10 protein-coding genes are annotated in these 14,309 nt (G+C 23.2%); 9 read left to right on the forward strand and 1 reads right to left on the reverse strand.

The window, feature by feature from the left end:
* The first annotated feature begins 35 nt into the window (after positions 1-35).
* Genes holA through tusA form a run of 3 tightly spaced genes read left to right on the forward strand, consistent with a single transcriptional unit; the run spans position 36 to position 1,989 of the window.
* Entirely contained in the window at positions 36-1,031 is a 996-nt protein-coding gene (holA, locus tag BU_RS02325) for a DNA polymerase III subunit delta (protein ID WP_009874399.1), read from the forward strand.
* 22 nt (positions 1,032-1,053) lie between these two features.
* Positions 1,054-1,698: a nicotinate (nicotinamide) nucleotide adenylyltransferase gene (gene nadD / locus BU_RS02330; protein ID WP_009874400.1), complete on the forward strand. Its 645-nt coding sequence runs from the start codon at positions 1,054-1,056 to the stop codon at positions 1,696-1,698.
* Between the two features lie 60 nt (positions 1,699-1,758).
* Positions 1,759-1,989 (forward strand): sulfurtransferase TusA, encoded by a 231-nt coding sequence (tusA, locus tag BU_RS02335; RefSeq protein WP_009874401.1) that lies wholly within the window; start codon positions 1,759-1,761, stop codon positions 1,987-1,989.
* A 146-nt stretch (positions 1,990-2,135) separates the two neighbouring features.
* Here the strand turns inward: tusA and asd are convergent, their stop codons facing one another.
* On the reverse strand, positions 2,136-3,251 hold the full coding sequence (gene asd, locus BU_RS02340; protein ID WP_010896121.1) for an aspartate-semialdehyde dehydrogenase: 1,116 nt from the start codon (positions 3,249-3,251) through the stop codon (positions 2,136-2,138).
* A gap of 295 nt (positions 3,252-3,546) precedes the next feature.
* Between asd and BU_RS02345 the strand changes: the two genes are divergently transcribed.
* The 6 genes from BU_RS02345 (at position 3,547) to recB (ending at position 14,308) form a co-directional block, all read left to right on the forward strand.
* A complete protein-coding gene (locus tag BU_RS02345) occupies positions 3,547-4,137 on the forward strand; it encodes a YhgN family NAAT transporter (protein ID WP_010896122.1) in 591 nt (196 codons plus the stop codon).
* Positions 4,138-4,250: 113 nt separating this feature from the next.
* Positions 4,251-5,423, forward strand: coding sequence for a phosphoglycerate kinase (locus tag BU_RS02350; RefSeq protein ID WP_010896123.1), 1,173 nt, complete (start codon positions 4,251-4,253; stop codon positions 5,421-5,423).
* A 15-nt stretch (positions 5,424-5,438) separates the two neighbouring features.
* Complete coding sequence (gene fbaA / locus BU_RS02355; protein ID WP_009874405.1) at positions 5,439-6,515, forward strand: class II fructose-bisphosphate aldolase; 1,077 nt, start codon at positions 5,439-5,441, stop codon at positions 6,513-6,515.
* 135 nt (positions 6,516-6,650) lie between these two features.
* Positions 6,651-7,496, forward strand: a complete 846-nt coding sequence (gene mscS, locus BU_RS02360; protein WP_010896124.1) for a small-conductance mechanosensitive channel MscS — start codon at positions 6,651-6,653, stop codon at positions 7,494-7,496.
* A 58-nt stretch (positions 7,497-7,554) separates the two neighbouring features.
* Positions 7,555-10,767, forward strand: a complete 3,213-nt coding sequence (gene recC / locus BU_RS02365) for an exodeoxyribonuclease V subunit gamma (RefSeq protein ID WP_010896125.1) — start codon at positions 7,555-7,557, stop codon at positions 10,765-10,767.
* A gap of 16 nt (positions 10,768-10,783) precedes the next feature.
* The gene (gene recB, locus BU_RS02370) at positions 10,784-14,308 is read left to right on the forward strand and encodes an exodeoxyribonuclease V subunit beta (protein ID WP_010896126.1); all 3,525 of its coding nucleotides are present in this window, start codon (positions 10,784-10,786) and stop codon (positions 14,306-14,308) included.
* Position 14,309 lies beyond the last annotated feature (1 nt).

Raw genomic sequence — 14,309 nt, forward strand, 5'->3', positions numbered from 1 at the left:
TTTAAAATACTGATAATAATAACGTTATTACTAATATGAAAAATATATATCCAAATGAACTAAAAAAAAGTTTAATGCAAAAATTGCATTATTTTTATATTTTTTTAGGAGAAGATTTTTTTTTATTAGAAAAAAATCAAGATATGATATTGAATTTTGCATATAAAAAAGGATTCCTAGAAAAAATTATAATTGATGTAGAAAAAAATCAAGATTGGAAAAAAATTATTTTATTTTATAAAACTAATAATTTATTTTTTAAAAAAACTACTTTAGTAATCAACTTTCTTATAAAAAAGTTAAATGTTATTTTAATTCAAAATCTTAATAAAATGTTTTCTTTATTGCATCCAGATATATTAATAATATTAAAATTCAATCATTTATCACGTTTTATTCAAAAAAATAAATCATTAAAAGAATTTAAAAACTACAATATAGTTTCTTGTTTTACGCCGTATAATTTAAATTTTATTAATTGGATTAAGTATGAAATACAAGAAAAAAAAATAAATATTGAGGAAAAAGCATTTTTTTTATTATGTAAATATTATGAAGGTAATACTTTATTTATATATAAAATTTTAGATATGCTATTTATAATATGGCCCGATACATGTATTACAGAAAAAAAAATAAAAAAAATTATCATTGAGTTTTTTGATGTTTCTCCATCATATTGGATCAATTCTATATTTCAAGGTAAAACAGAAAAATCCTTTTATATATTAAATATTTTTTTTAAAAAAAAATATAATCCTCTTATTTTAGTACGTTCTTTGCAAAAAGATTTGTTACAATTGATTCATATGAAGCGTGAAAAAAAAATAAGTATTTATGTAATGTTAGAAAAATATAATATTTTTGTAACAAGACGTAAGTTTTTTATCAAGGCATTTAATAAAATTAACAACGATAGTTTATTAAAAGCTATTCAAATTCTTGTAAAAATAGAAGTAAATATCAAAAAAAAATATAATAATTATGTTTGGAATCAACTACAAGAATTAATTTTAATATTATGTAACTAATATTTTATATATTAATAAAAAAATGAAAAAATTATGTGCAATTTTTGGTGGAAATTTTGATCCTATTCATTATGGTCATATTAATTTAGCTGAAAAATTAGCAAAAGATATTTCTATAAAAAAAATAATACTATTACCCAATAACTATCCTCCTCATAGGAACAAAACTCAAACATCCATATCAGATAAAATAAAAATGATCAAACTTGCTATTCACAATAATCCTTTATTTGAAATAAGTTATTTAGAAACAAAAAAAAATAATATTTTTTATACTATAGACACACTAAAAAAAATTAGAAAAAAAATAAGCCATTTAGAACCCTTATGCTTTATAATAGGAGAAGATAACTTACAAACATTTTATCTTTGGAAAAATTGGAGAGAAATATTATTATATTCTCATTTATTAATTTATCCTAGAAAACACAAAAAACAAAAAAATGATGAATTAGAAAAATGGATTCATTCGAACACTGTATATGATTGCAATTTGCTACATAAGCAACCATGTGGTTTGATTTTTTTTTCACACGCACCTTGTATCAATATTTCTTCTAGTAGAATTAGAAAAAATTATTTTTATGGAAAAAATTCTCATTCACTCTTACCGTCTATTGTAAATAATTATATTTTATTAAAAAAATTATATTATACTAATCAATAATACTTTTGATTTTTTATCTCACATAAAAAAAAATCTATTTAAAATAGATTCGATAAAAAAATGAAAAAAAACATTATTTTAAATTTAATTGGACTTAGATGCCCAGAACCAATTATGATAATAAGAAAAACTATTCGTGATATGAAAGATAATGAAAAAATACTAATTTTATCAGATGATCCTGCAACTAAGAGAGATATTCCGAACTTTTGTTATTTTATGGAGCATAAATTATTAAAAAATGAAATTAAAGTTAAACCTTATCGTTATTTATTAAAAAAAGGATTATAGGTTTTGATAAAAATATCAAAAACACTTTTTATCATCATCAAATGTTTAATATATACACTGTATATCTAATATATAGAAATTTTATATATACGAAAATATAGTGTATACATTAAAAAATTCTATTACTATTAGTAATAGAAAATATTTTATATATTAATCAATATATTCAACATTCTTCTTAAAGGTTCTGCAGCACCCCATAAAAGTTGGTCTCCGACAGTAAAAGCAGATAAATATTTCTTCCCCATATTTAATTTTCTTAAACGACCTATTGGTATATTTAATGTACCAGTTACAGAAGATGGAGTTAATTTTAGCAATGTATCTTGTATGCTATTTGGAATTACATCAACCCATTTATTATGATTTCTAATAATTTCTTCAATATCTTCTAAAGAAACATCCTTTTTTAATTTAATAACAAATGATTGACTGTGGCAACGAAGTGAACCTATTCGTACACATGTACCATCAATTAAAATTGTATCTTTAGTGCCTAAAATTTTGTTAGTTTCAGCCTGTCCTTTCCATTCTTCTCGACTTTGACCATTACTCATTTCTGTATCGATCCAAGGTATCAGGCTTGCAGCTAAAGGAACAGAAAAATTTTTTACAGGAAAATTAACACTACGTGATATTTTAGTTACTTTATCTTCAATGCTTAGAATTGAATGAGAACCTTTTAATAAGTCTGTTTCAACACTTTTATATAATATCCCCATTTGATTTAATAATTCTATCATATGACGCGCACCTGCTCCAGAAGCTGCTTGATAAGTAGATACAGCAATCCATTCAACTAGTTCTGTTTGAAACAAACCTCCTAGAGACATAAGCATTAAACTAATAGTACAATTCCCTCCGACAAAAGTTCTAATTCCTTTGTTTATAGAATCTTCTATAACATTATAATTAACTGGATCTAATATAATTACAGAGTCATTTTTCATACGCAAATTAGAGGCTGCATCTATCCAATAACCTTTCCAACCATTTTTTCTTAAAGTCGGATAAATTTCTTTAGTATAAGAGCCTCCTTGACATGTAATTATAATATCCATTTCTTTTAATACATCTATATTATAAGCATTTTCTAAAATATTATATGATATATTATTTATAATGGGACCATCTTGACCAAATTGAGATGTTGAAAAAAATACAGGTTTAATTCTTGAAAAATCATTTTCTTCTTGCATACGTTTTAATAAAACTGATCCAACCATTCCACGCCAACCTACTAAACCAACAATTTTTATCATAAATCAATACACGGATAATTTACATTAACAATAATTTTATCAAAAGTGATATGTAGTTAAAGTAAAAATTTTTCCGCCTCCTAAAATAATCAGTAAAAAATTAATCAATAATCATCAATTTCATATAAGAAAAATATATGCTTTTAAAAATGTAAGGAATTTTTAAGAAAAATATTCAAATAGAAAATTCTATTTTTAATTTTAATTTTAAATATACTATAAAATTATAATTTTTCATTATAAAAAATATTTTATGTATAAAGATTATCACTTGAAAAGGATATAATAGATTAAAATGACTGAAATAATCTCTACAACCATATTGCTAGTTCTAATCATGGATCCTTTAGGCAATCTTCCAATATTCATGACGATACTAAAACACTTAGACGTAAAACGAAGAAGAATCGTAGTTATACGTGAAATGATTATAGCATTAATTGTAATGTTATTATTCTTATTTGTCGGAGAAAAGATACTTATTATTCTGAATTTAAAAACTGAAACAGTTTCGATATCTGGAGGTGTTATTTTATTTTTAATCGCTATTAAAATGATTTTTCCTTCTGAAGATAATAATAATGAGATCTCTTCATCTGAAGAACCTTTTTTAGTACCATTAGCTATTCCTTTAGTTGCAGGACCATCTTTATTGGCAACATTAATGTTGTTATCGCATCAATATTTACATCATATGTTTTATTTAGTGGGATCATTACTAATTTCATGGTTTTTTACTGTTATAATATTACTATCATCTAGTTTGTTCTTAAAATTATTTGGTTCAAAAGGAGTCAATGCGTTAGAACGTCTTATGGGGTTGGTGTTAATTATGCTTTCTACCCAAATGTTTTTAGATGGAATCAGAGCATGGTTTAAAAATTAAAATATATTATTTTTTAAGAACCTGTTATTAATGGAATAACAGGTTAAAATAATCGACTTAAAAATGGAATAAAAAAAATAAATTATACATAAGTAATTGTAAAAGGTATTATTATGACTATAAGAAAAATGACTGAACTAAATATAACAGAGAAAAGAATTTTAATAAGAAGTGATTTAAATGTCCCTATAGAAAATGGAATTATCCAATCTGATGCTAGAATACTAGCTGCACTACCTACCATTGAATTGGCTCTTCAGAAAAAAGCTAAAGTCATTATTATGTCTCATTTAGGAAGACCAAAAGAAGGATATTATACAAAAAAATATTCCTTATTTCCTATATTTGAATATTTTAAAAAAAAATTTAATAATACAAAAATATATTTTTCCAATAATTTTTTAGATGGTATTAAACTGAATCCAGGAGAAATCGCACTTTTAGAAAACACTCGATTCAATAAAGGTGAGTTAAACAATGACGAACAATTATCTAAAAAATATTCTGATCTTTGCGATATATTTGTAATGGACGCATTTGGAAGTGCACATAGAATGCAATCATCTACCTATGGGATTGGAAAATTTGTTAAAATTGCATGTGCTGGACTTCTTTTAATAAGTGAAATTGATGCTTTAAAAAAAGCATTAAAAAAACCAAAACGACCAATGGTTGCTATAGTTGGAGGCTCAAAAGTATCAACTAAATTTAATGTATTAAATAAATTGTCTAAAATTGCAGATACAATAATAGTTGGAGGTGGTATAGCAAATACATTTTTAGCTATTGATTACAAAATAGGAAAATCATTATATGAACCAGATTTTGTATTTGAAGCTAAAAAATTACGTGATAAATACAATATTATTGTGCCAATTGACTCTCGTGTTGGAAAAAATTTTTGTAAGAACGAACAGGCTATAATCAAATCACCTGATAATATCAAAGAAGATGAAGAAATAATGGATTTTGGTGATGAAAGTATTAAAAAAATTATTAGTATTATTACACAATCTCAAACAATTATGTGGAACGGACCAGTTGGGGTATTTGAATTTCCAAACTTTAGAAAAGGTACTGAGATGATTGCAAAGACAATTGCAAATAGCAATGCATTTTCTATAGCAGGAGGAGGAGATACATTATCTGTTATCGATATGTTTAATATAAAAAATAATATCTCTTATATTTCAACCGGAGGAGGAGCTTTTTTAGAATTTATAGAAGGAAAAAAACTACCTGCAATACAAATGTTAGAAGAAAATTTTAAAAATAAATCAAAATAATTAATAGGAAAAACATTGAATATTTTAAATGTTATTAGACCTGGTGTTATGAATGGTGACGAAGCTCGAATAGTGTTTGAGTTGGCTAAAAAAAAACAATTCGCAATACCAGCCGTGAACTGCATAGGTACTGATTCTATTAATGCTGTTTTGGAAACTGCTGCTAGAGTTAAATCTCCAATTATCATACAATTTTCTCATGGAGGAGCTTCTTTTATTGCTGGTTATAAAAAAAAACTATCAGAGAATCAAGAACAAGCAATTCAAGGCGCTGTATCTGGAGCTCAACATGTACATTTAATGGCAAAGCATTATGAAATTCCAGTAATACTTCATACTGATCATTGTCCTAAAGAAACACTATCATGGATTGACGGACTATTAGAAGTTGGTCAAAACTATTATTTCAATAATAATAGACCTCTTTTTACTTCTCATATGATTGATTTATCAAAAGAAAGTTTGGAAGAAAACATTAGTACCTGTAAAAAATACTTCAAAAGAATTAAGAATATTAATATGATGCTGGAAATAGAATTAGGATGTACAGGGGGTGAGGAAGATGGTATTGATAATACTAAGATAGATAAAAAATTACTTTATACACAACCTCAAGATGTTAATTATGCTTATGAAGAACTAAATACAATTAGTAAGAATTTTAGTATTGCGGCTTCATTCGGTAATATACATGGTGTTTATCAACCTGGAAATATTGATTTGCGCCCTATTATCTTAAAAAATTCACAAGAATTTGTAAGTTCTAAACACAATCTAGAAAAAAATCCATTGAATTTAGTGTTTCATGGTGGTTCAGGTTCCAATTTAAAAGAAATTAAAGAATCGATTCAATATGGAGTAGTTAAAATGAATATTGATACTGATATACAATGGGCCGCATGGAAAGGTGTTTTAGATTTTTATAAACAAAATAAAGAATTTCTACAACACCAATTAGGAAATACAACTAATAAACATAAACCTAATAAAAAATACTATGATCCAAGAACGTGGATAAGAAAATCACAGGAATCAATATCAATTAGATTAGAACAATCATTTAAAGAACTAAACTCTTTTAATATTTTATAAAGACTGTTAATTTTATCCCGGGGAATAAATAAAATATTCTCCGAAAAAACTTTATTAAAATAAATTTTATTTATTAAAATAGAAATAATTGCTAAAACTTTATTAATTATTAATAAAAAATATACAGAGATTAAAATGGATGAATTAAATGTAGTAAATAATATCAATCATGCAGGAACTTGGTTGATACGTAATCAAGAATTATTGCTTAGATATACAATAAATCTAACATCTGCTATTATTATTTTAGTTGTCGGAATGTTTATATCTAAAATCATATCAAATGGAGCTAATCAAGTATTAATTACTCGAAATATTGATGCAACTATTGCAGGATTTCTTTCTGCATTAATGCGATATATTATTATTACTTTTACATTTATTGCTGCATTAGGTCGGATTGGAGTACAAACAACATCAGTAATAGCTATATTAGGAGCTGCCGGCATGGCAATAGGTTTAGCTTTACAAGGATCTTTATCTAATTTTGCAGCTGGTGTGTTATTAGTCACATTAAGACCATTAAAAACTGAAGAATATGTCGATTTAGGAAGTGTTTCAGGAACTGTTTTAAATATTCATATTTTTTATACCACACTTCGTACTTTAGACGGTAAAATAGTAGTGGTTCCTAATAATAAAATTATTTCTGGTAATATTATTAATTATTCACGAGAACCTGCACGTCGTAATGAATTTATTATAAGTGTATCTTATAACAGCGACATCGATTTAGTAATAAAAATATTACGAAGCGTGATAGAAAAAGAAGAAAGGGTAATTAAAGATAAAGACATTATAGTTGGACTTAGTGAATTAGCTCCATCTTCTTTAAATTTTATAGTACGTTGCTGGAGTAAAAATCATGATTTAAATACAGTATATTGGGACTTAATGGCTAAATTTAAAAAAGAACTAGATAAAAATAATATCAACATTCCTTTTCCTCAGCTAGATGTACATGTTTATAAAAAAAAATAAGATAATATAATCCTCAAAAAAATTCAAAAAAATTAATTAATTTAAAAAATAAATTGCTATGTTTACCATTTACAAGTCAAATTCTCTTAATACGCTACTATTAAAAGCATATCATATTATTGAAGAAAAACCTTTTTCTAATATTTTTGAAAAAGAGATATTTATTTATGATAACAAAGTGCTATTTCAATACTTAAATATATTTATTGCTGAAAAAAAAGGTATTTCTGCTAATTTTAAATTTTATCATCCCAATGATTTTATATGGAAATTATTTAAAATAATTTTATCTAAAAAAGAGTTAAAAAATATATTTACTCATTCTATGATTATTTGGGAAATTATAAAAATTTTAGATAATAAAAAATTTTTTGAAAATTGCAGTAAAAAAAAAGATATGATAAAAAAATTTAAATTTTCATTTTTAATGGCCAGTATATTTAAAAAATATATTTTATATCGTCCTGAATGGATCAATCAATGGGAAATAGAAAAAAATATATCAATTTTTGACAAAAACGAACAATGGCAAATAAAATTATGGATGGAAATAATACATAATACAAAAAAAATAAATCAATCTAGTGATCATTTTGCTAATTTATTTTATAATATTCAGAAAATAATTAAAGAAAAAAAAATAAAAAAAAAATATTTACCTAAACGTTTCTTTATTATTTCCTCTTTTTCAATGAATCCTTCTTATATAAAAATTTTTCAAAATATTAGTATATATACTGATATTTATTTCTTATATATTACCCCATTTAAGAAAAATATATTTAATTTTATTCAAGATAATAAAATTTTTACAGATATAAAAATAGAAAAAAAAAATATATTAAATGATTCATTAATAACATTATGGGGACAATATGAAGAAATTTATTATTTTTATATTCTTAAGTCTAAAAAAAATAAAGTAATCAATTGCTTTAAAAAAAATAAAAATAAAAGTTTATTAAGTCAGATTAAAAATAATTTTTTTAACGATAGTGAATTCACACGCAAAAAAAGATTTTTAGAAATAAGTGACCATTCAATTTCTATAAATATTTGTTTTAATAAAAAAAATGAAATTGAAGTGTTATATGAAAAATTATTGATATTTCTTAATGAAAACTCATCTATAAAACCAGGTGATATAGTAGTTACTTCTTTTTCACTAGATACATATATTTCATCAATTAATTTAATATTTCAATCAATAGATAATAAAAAAACCATTCCTTTTTTTATCGCTAAAAAATCTTCTAAAACAACAGAAATAATGCTTTGGTCTTTTAAAAAAATATTAAATTTATCAAATAGTCGGTTCGAAAACGAAGAAATATTAGAATTACTCGATGTTCCTGAAATAGCAGAAAAATTTAATTTTTCAGAAGAAGAAATAAAAATTTTATACCATTGGATAGAAGAAACAAATATTCGATGGGGTATTAATGAAAAACATAAAAATTATTTGTTGTTTCCTAAAAATAAACAAAATACATGGTTTTACGGTATAGAAAAATTACTTCTTAGTTATGCAATGAATGATACAGAAAAAATTTGGAATGGTGTTTTGTCATGCAGTTTTATTAACGGTTCCAGATCGGAATTGATAGGAAAACTGATTTCATTTATAAAAATACTAGAAAAATGGCAAAAAAAACTATCAAAATTACAATACCTTACATATTGGCGTTCATTATATAGCGATTTAGTTAGTGATTTTTTTCAAAATAACACAAAAATAGAAAAATCTATTCAAATAATTCAAAAAAAATGGATAGAAATAATTGATGATAGTTTATCATCAAATTATTTAAAAAAAATTTCAATTAATATACTTAAAAAAATTTTTTTCTATAAATATTATGATAATAATCATGAAATATTTTTACCTGGAGTAGTAAATTTTTGCTATCCTGATTCTGTATGTTATATTCCATTTAAAGTAATATGTATGATTGGAACTGATCATACAAGTATTCCGAAAACAAATTATTTAGATAACTTTAATTTATTAAAAAAGTATCCGTTAATTGGAGATATTAATCTGTATCAAAAATATTCTTACTTGTTTGTTCAAAGCTTATCTTGTGCCGAAAAATATTTTTATATTAGTTATATCGGATATTCTGTTAAAGACGAAAGCAAAGTACATCCTTCAATTTTAGTTGATCAGTTATTAAATTATATAACATTAAATTTTTGTTTTATAGGCGATCAAAATTTAAGTTACAAAGAAAATTCTAAAAAAATCACTAAATATCTGTGCAAAAAACATAAAAAACAATTTTTCTATGAAACAAAAAATATAGAATCTTTTATACAAGATGATATAAAAAATGATTTTAAACATACAGAAAAAAATATATCTCATAAAAATTTACTAAAAAAAAATACTGATAATGAAATTAATTTGAAAGATTTGATAAATTTTTGGAAACATCCAATACGATATTTTTATAATTCTCATTTAAAAATTAAAATTCGTCAAAAAAAACAAAAAATCAATACAACAGAAACTTTTTTAGTAAATCCATTAAATTCTTTTAAAATAAAAAATAAACTACTAGATTACATCATACATAATAAAAATATAACAAAATTATACCAACACTACCTTCTTTCTGGAAAACTACCTTATCATTTTTTCGGGGAAATATTTTGGATAAAAAATATTAAAGAAATGAAATTGATAGCAAATAAAGTAATGCAATATAGAATTGAAAAAGAAGAAAAAAAGATTAATTTAAATATAGAAAAATACCAAATATATGGCGTTTTATCTGAAATACAAAGTACAGGGTTGCTGCGTTGGAAAACAAGCTCAATCAGATATAGCGATCGTATTGCTTTATGGTTAGAACATTTAATTTACTCTATATTAGGAGGTTGTGGGAAAAGCAAAATAATAGGTTATAAAAGTCAAATTTGGTCTTTTTCTTCTTTAAATTCTCATAGAGCACATAGTTATCTACTAGAGTATATTAAAGGATATATAAAGGGCATGAAAGAACCTCTTTTTTTAACAAAATCAGGGGCATCTTGGCTTGACCAGGTTTATGATGAAAGAAATAATTGTATTAAAAATGATTATTATACAAAAATAAAAGCATATAAAAAATTATTATATACCTGGAAAGGAGATAATTACACCGAAGGGGAACAAGAAGATTATTATTTAAAAAAAACAATTACCATATCAAATAAAAAGAACATCAAAAAAATTTGTGAGAGTGCTGAAAAGTGGCTTATTCCCATTTTAAAAAATAAAGGTTGAAAAAAAAAATAACAATTTGAAAATTGATAGTTTAAAAGAAAAACTTAATATATTTAAAATACCTCTTAATGGAATAAAATTAATCGAGGCTTCTGCAGGAACAGGAAAAACTTTTACAATAGTCCTATTATATTTGCGTTTATTATTAGGTATTGGAGAAAAAAAAATATATAAAAAAAAACTATTAGTTCATGAAATATTGGTAGTTACTTTTACTAATAAAGCCAAAGAAGAATTGTATATACGTATCAAAGATGGAATTCAAAATATGTATTTAACTTGTATTAATAAAACGACCTCAGATTCTTCTTTTCAGTTTTTTTTTAAAGAAATACATGATATAAAAGAAGCTATTTATGTTTTAAAAAGAGCACAAAATGACATGAATAGCTCTTCTATTTACACAATACATAGTTTTTGTCAACACATATTACAATTACATACTTTTCATTTTAATGATATTTTTGAAGAAAAAATAATTGAGAATGAAGATAATTTATATTTACAAGCGACACAAGACTTTTGGAGACGTTTTTTTTATACACTACCAGAAGATATTATCAAAATTATCTATCAAGATTATAAAAGCCCAGACCATCTTTTAAAAACGATAAAACCATTTTTTTATATAAAATCCATTAATTTTCCTACAAAAATATTAAATAATAAAAAACTGATTATGTATCATGAAGAAAATATAAAAAAAATAATTTTTTTTAAAGAAATGTGGTTGATTTATCATAAAATAATACAAAAAACAATTAACGATTTAGAAATCAATAAGAAAATATATAGTAAATTTAATCTAATTAAATGGATTAATAAGATAACAGAATGGGCTAAATCTGAAACTAAAGATTATACTATTCCTTCTATACTAAAATACTTTACAAAAAAAAATATAGAAAAAAATACAATCAATAATACATGTTCAAAGTATATTATATTTGAAGAAAGTGAAAAAATATTAAAAAAGAAATTTTCATTGAAAAATGTCATTATAATCTATGCTGTAAAAAAAATTCATCAGTTTCTACTTAAAGAAAAGAAAAAAAAATCATTGATAGGATTTAATGACTTGTTAAGTATACTATTAAAAACTATAAAAAAAGAAAAATTTTTAAAAGACTTAATAATAAAAAAATATCCCGCGGCATTTATTGATGAATTTCAGGATACTGATATTCAACAGTATAAAATATTTAATCTTTTATATAAAAAAAACAAAACAACAGTATTATTTCTTATTGGTGATCCAAAACAAGCAATATATAGCTTTAGAGGTGCAGATATTTTTTCTTATTTATATGCAAAATCTAAAATAAAAAAATACTATTATCTTGATACTAATTGGCGTTCTTCAATAAATATATGTAAAAGCATCAATTTTTTATTTTCTCAAAATATAAATCCATTTATATTTAAAAATATTCCATATATACCGGTTGTCCCTTCTAGTAAAAACTTAAAAATGAATTTTACAATTAATGATGTCGCTCAAACTCCAATTAGTTTTTTTTTACAAGAAGAAAAAGAAGTATCTATAGATGATTATCAAGTTTGGATTTCTAAACAATGTGCAAATGAAATTAGTTTTTGGTTAACTTGTGCTAAAACAGGAAAAGCAAAAATCACTACTAAAAATGGGGAAAAAATTCTTACAGCTAACGATATCGCTATACTGGTTAGAAATAGAAAAGAAGCTGATCTTATTCAAGATGAATTAGAAAAACTTAATATAATTTCAATATATTCATCTAATAAAAATAGTGTATTTCAAACTCTTGATGCTCAAGAATTACTATGGATACTAGAATCTATTTTAGAACCCGAGAACGAAATATTATTACAACAATCAATGGCTTCACATATTTTAAAAAAATTATCCCTTGTAGTTGAAAACAAAACAATCAGTAATAAAAACTCTTATTTTATAATAGAAAAATTATATGAATATCATGATATATGGGAAAAAATTGGCGTTTTTCAGATGATTAAAATCATGATATTAGAATATCAAAAAAACTCTTTTTGCACAGAAATTAATGAAAATCATATAAAAAATTTAAATTTTTTACATATTGGAGAATTATTACAAGAGCAATTCCAATTTTTTCATAAAAAAATATCTTTAATTCGTTGGTTTCAAAAAAAAATATCCACAAAAACACAACCTGAATATAATGAAAGTATAAAGTGTTTTGATGAATCTCCATCGATTAAAATTATTACGATACATAAATCAAAAGGATTAGAATATCCTATTGTTTGGATACCTTTTAGTATAGATTTTAAAAAATCAACACTAGCTATTTATCACGATCAAAAAAGTTTAAAAACATTTTTTGATGAAAATTATAGCAATAAATTTTTAAAAATAGCAGACGAGGAAAGGTTAGCAGAAGATATACGTTTTTTATATGTTGCACTTACAAGATCTATTCTTCATTGTAGTATTGGATTAGCTTGTTTAATAAAAAAAATAATAAAAAATAGAAATAATAGTGATATTCATCAAAGTGGTTTAGGATTCACCATACAAGGTGGAAAGACTATGAATTATGAAGGTCTGTTGGAAAAATTAAAAAAATTGAGTATTAACAATTTTATTGAAGTAAAAAATAATACAGATAATTTTAGTTTTTCTAGAAAACCACAAACTATTAGTTTAATATGTAAAAATAAATTTTTAAACAAAAAAAATATTAGAAATACTTGGAGTATAACAAGCTTTAGTCAATTAAATAAAATAAATAAATTATCAAAACATCATCAAAAAGAAGTTGCTCTAAAAGAGTTATGTATAAAAAATCAAGAAAAAAAAAATCAATCTCTATTAACAATACATAATTTCCCAAAAGGAAAAAAAACTGGTTTAATGATTCATTATATATTAAAAAATTTACATGTTTTAAAGAATAAAAATTCTAATTGGTTTTCTTGTATCTTAGAAAAATATAATATTCATATAAAATGGACTTCCGTGTTAATATATTGGATAAAAAATATTATAAATACACCTCTTAATGATGAAAAAATTATTTTATCCAGAATAGATGAAAAATCATCTATAAGAGAACTAGAATTTTTTTTTCCGATAAAAAATATGTTATATAGTACAGAACTAAATAAAATTATTCAATCTATTAATCCAACATCTATTACTTCTCCACAATTATCTTTCAATCCAGTCAAAGGGATGTTAACAGGATTCGTTGATTTAGTTTTCATTTGGAAAAAAAAATATTATATATTAGATTATAAATCTAATTGGTTAGGAAAAAATAATAATTTTTATTCTTCTATACATATAAACAAAGAAATAGTTAAAAAAAGATATCATCTACAATATCAAATATACACTATAGCGATTCATAAATATTTACAAAAAAAACTAAAAAACTATAATTATAAAGATGATTTTGGAGGTGTTTTTTACTTTTTTTTACGTGCTATAGATTGTCCAAAAAAGAACAATGGAATTTTTTATACTATGCCTAATTATTCTCTAATAAAAAAAACGATGACTTTAATTTCATAAA

The sequence above is a fragment of the Buchnera aphidicola str. APS (Acyrthosiphon pisum) genome, from assembly GCF_000009605.1.
Classification (GTDB): Bacteria; Pseudomonadota; Gammaproteobacteria; order Enterobacterales; family Enterobacteriaceae; genus Buchnera; species Buchnera aphidicola_I.